Genomic DNA, 3,654 nt, shown 5'->3' with positions numbered 1-3,654 from the left:
TTCCGTTCTGTACAATTTCGTCAATTATGTAGTAAACTTCTTCTATGCTTTTTAGCATTGGCTAGCTCCTTTTTTTTTCCAAAAAACGAAGCTAGCCTACTCTATTTTTACTTATTTTTTAATTTCACAATTCGCTCAATAGTGTTACAAAAAATTGACATAATGATTGTTGCCTCTTATATTAAGAGGTAATTTTAATGCTAATAATTGATTGCTAGGATGTAATCATGTCAATTATCTTAACTGCTTGAGGAACAGCAGTCCATATATTTTTTTTGTTAGGCCATCTTAGATCTCTGCTTTTTTTGGTACTTCTTAACATCTGAGATTAGCTCATTCATTTTAAACCACTATTTTTTAATTTTCTTTTAATCCGTAAGGATATTTCTATGAATAGGCCACTTTTATCTATTAAAGGGATAACTAAAGTTTACTCTGGCAAAAATTCTGTTCGTGCACTAGATGGAGTTAGTCTAACCATTGACCATGGAGAAATCTTCGGTTTGCTTGGTGTTAATGGCGCCGGTAAAACTACACTATCTTCTATTATTGCTACACTACATCCACCAACTTCTGGTGATATTTTATTTCATGGAAAATCCATTTATCAAAACTTAGTAGAATTCCGAAAAGCACTTGGTTTTTGCCCACAGCACCAAAATCTTGATCAATTTTTAACCGTCAGAGAAAATCTTATTTTTGCTGGCCGCTATTTTCTAATGCCAGAGACAAAAATACAGAAGCGGGTTGATATGCTGATAGAGCAACTACAGTTAACTCGCTATGCTAATTTTAATATTAATGCGCTTTCTGGTGGAAATAAACAACGAGTATTGATTGCACGAGCACTCGTACACGAACCACAGTTAGTTATTCTTGATGAGCCAACTGTTGGACTTGATCCAGATATTAGACGTGCTTTATGGAATCTTATAAAAGATCTTAAAAAACTCAATATCAGTGTTATTTTAACAACACACTATCTTGATGAAGCAGAATACCTTTCTGATCGCATTTGTATTTTAGACAAAGGTAAAATTATACTCATAGATACACTTAAAACAATCAAAGAAACACACGGTATGGCTGGACTTGAAGATATTTTTTTGAAATTACTTAAGCAGCAACGCGAAGGAAAATAATGATCGCTCATAACATTCGTATAGTAGGACATTTACTGTACAGAGATCTGAAGGTACTAGCACAGAACTTACTTTCACGATTTATAGATAATATTGTAGTTATTTTAGTTATGACAATATTGTTTGGATCATTACTCCCACGCATGGGAATGAACGCCTCTTTGATTGGCCCAATGATTATTGGGACACTTATACAAATTGGCTTTCATAAAGGATTTACTATGTCATTAATACATCTGTATGACTTAGCATTCAATCGATGCATTGACTATTACATTACCCTACCATTACCTAAAAAATGGGTTTTTACTCGCTATGTTATTTCTTTTATGATTGAATACTCGATTATAGCAATTCCACTTTTACTTTTTGGGATCATATTACTTAGCCCAAGTTTTACTCTCATCAAAACAGATATTGCAGCACTCATAATTATCTACTTTTTAAGCTCGCTTTTTTTGGCATTACTTTTTTTGTATATTTCGTTTGCCTACTCTCTTGAGTGGGTTAAAGCAAATATATGGGCACGACGATTATCATGGTTATTTTTATTTAGTAGCACACTATTCCCATTCAAACCAATTGCGCAGGCATTTCCTAAGCTAAGTTACCTTTTTTTAATTAGCCCACTTACATATATTTCAGAAGGCTTACGATCAGCGTTGATTGGTGACAATATATTTATACCTGCCTGGTATTGCATCGGTATTGTAGCTACCTGGAATATCATTCTTATGTATGGGCTAAGCTATGCTGCAACAAAAAAACTTGATTTGATATAAGGATTAATATGTTAGCGTATTATTATTATTCACTTTCAATATTCATGCGCTTTTTAAAAAGAGACTTTTTTGTATATAGCAAGCAGTTGAAGGATTATGCGATAAACTACTGTCTGTTATTTCCAATTTTGATGTCTACCGTCTTTGGGTATATTTTGCCCTATGCAATAATGGGTATAACAGATAGAACACAAGCAACAGCTATTTTTGCAACAAGTTGTTTGATTATTATTATCGACGTTACATTTCGGTTAAGCTTCGAACTTTTATTTGACTTAGAAAATAAACGTTTTATTGAATATCAAATAAACTTACTCAGTCCACGATTATTACTGATTCAGCGCGTTGTATTTATCACCCTTTTTACCTTCCTACTCACATCTCCATTTTATCTTGTCACAACACTTCTTCTTCATAATGACCTTGATTTAAGTAATACATCATGGCTACAAACATATATAATTTTATTTTGTGGATCACTGGTATGCGCAAGCTATCAACAATTAGGAGCACTTGTTATGCAAAGCTCAAATAGAGTAGTTCAATATTGGACTCGCTTTAATATTCCCCTTATTTTGTTTGGTGGTTTTTGGACCCCATATGCAATATTAAAGCATTTTAGCCCGACACTAGCTTATATTAATTTGGCAAATCCTATTGTCTATATTACTGAAGGATTACGCCAAGCACTTGTCGGAGGCCAACAATTTTTACCTTTGTGGTTTTGCATTGTGATGATGCTAGGTATTTCTACTATATGCATATTGGCAACATTTTACCTGTTTAAAAAACACGTTGATCACATTTAGAAAATATGATACATTATAAAAACCTATCCCAAAATTAAAATCTTGAAATAACTCTATAAAAAAGAGGAAAATCTCGCTGACAAAAGGCAAACATGGGAAACCTGCAAGAAAATATATAAGCAACGAGGGTTTCTATTTGTATTAAATTGTTGACTTAATCCCACTCCAAATATGATACAATTAAGATATATGAAAGTACAAAGTACAAAAAGTGCGATATATAACCATTTAAAAAAGAAATATATGATTCACACATATATTATGTCAGCAATTATAGCAATTGCTTTATTCATTAGTCCAGTGTTACAAGCGCAGCAAGAACCTACTGGCGGTGGATTGTTTGATAGCTACAGCCTACCAAGTTTTCAAAGTATTTTAGAGAAAACGCAGGATACCGTCAACTGGATGAAGGAAACAGTTAAAGAACACCCAAAGACCGCTGTCCTCGGAATCGGAGCTCTGGCACTGTTTGGTGCCGCTTATTTCTTGATGCATAAGCAAAAATCTCAAGAAGATACAGACATTATGCGAAAAGAAATAAAAAAACTTAAGAAAGATATTGCGCGAGAAAAAGAAAAAGGAACAACTCATATATCCACTGAGACATATGAAACAATACGTAAATTTGCGGAAGCATTTATTGCAAAATTGAACGATACCAAGGAGTTTCCGCTCACATTCACAGGAGAAGTTGGCGAAAATTTTTTAGCGTCTATTGTTGCTAAAAAACAAAAAAACAAAGAAAAAACCTATAATCTGAAAATTACATTTAACAACAATAAAGAATATGAAACTGCCATTAATTCGATTAGTAAAGACAATGGTATAATATATAACATAATAGTTAGAACCTATCCCAAAATTAAAATCTTGAAATAATTTTGTAAAAAAAGGAAAATCTCGCTGATAAAAAGATGTTAA

The 3,654-nt window shown here is 32.8% G+C and carries 4 protein-coding genes; all 4 read left to right on the top strand.

From position 1 onward, the window contains the following. Positions 1-389: 389 nt before the first annotated feature. The 4 genes from KC460_05160 (at position 390) to KC460_05145 (ending at position 3,612) form a co-directional block, all read left to right on the top strand. Positions 390-1,142, top strand: a complete 753-nt coding sequence (locus KC460_05160) for an ABC transporter ATP-binding protein (protein MCA9770730.1) — start codon at positions 390-392, stop codon at positions 1,140-1,142. Beyond that, positions 1,142-1,924 (top strand): hypothetical protein, encoded by a 783-nt coding sequence (locus KC460_05155; protein MCA9770729.1) that lies wholly within the window; start codon positions 1,142-1,144, stop codon positions 1,922-1,924. Before KC460_05160 ends, KC460_05155 begins: the two co-directional genes overlap by 1 nt. Positions 1,925-1,932: 8 nt before the next feature. Next, positions 1,933-2,733 (top strand): ABC transporter permease, encoded by an 801-nt coding sequence (locus tag KC460_05150; protein ID MCA9770728.1) that lies wholly within the window; start codon positions 1,933-1,935, stop codon positions 2,731-2,733. 243 nt (positions 2,734-2,976) lie between these two features. After that, positions 2,977-3,612 carry a hypothetical protein gene (locus KC460_05145; protein ID MCA9770727.1) on the top strand — a complete coding sequence of 212 codons (636 nt, stop codon included), beginning with the start codon at positions 2,977-2,979 and terminating at the stop codon, positions 3,610-3,612. The last annotated feature ends 42 nt before the right edge of the window (positions 3,613-3,654 follow it).

This window comes from Candidatus Dependentiae bacterium (assembly GCA_020431705.1).
Lineage (GTDB): Bacteria > Babelota > Babeliae > Babelales > Vermiphilaceae > JAGQHQ01.
This window is presented reverse-complemented; position numbering and strand designations above follow the sequence as displayed.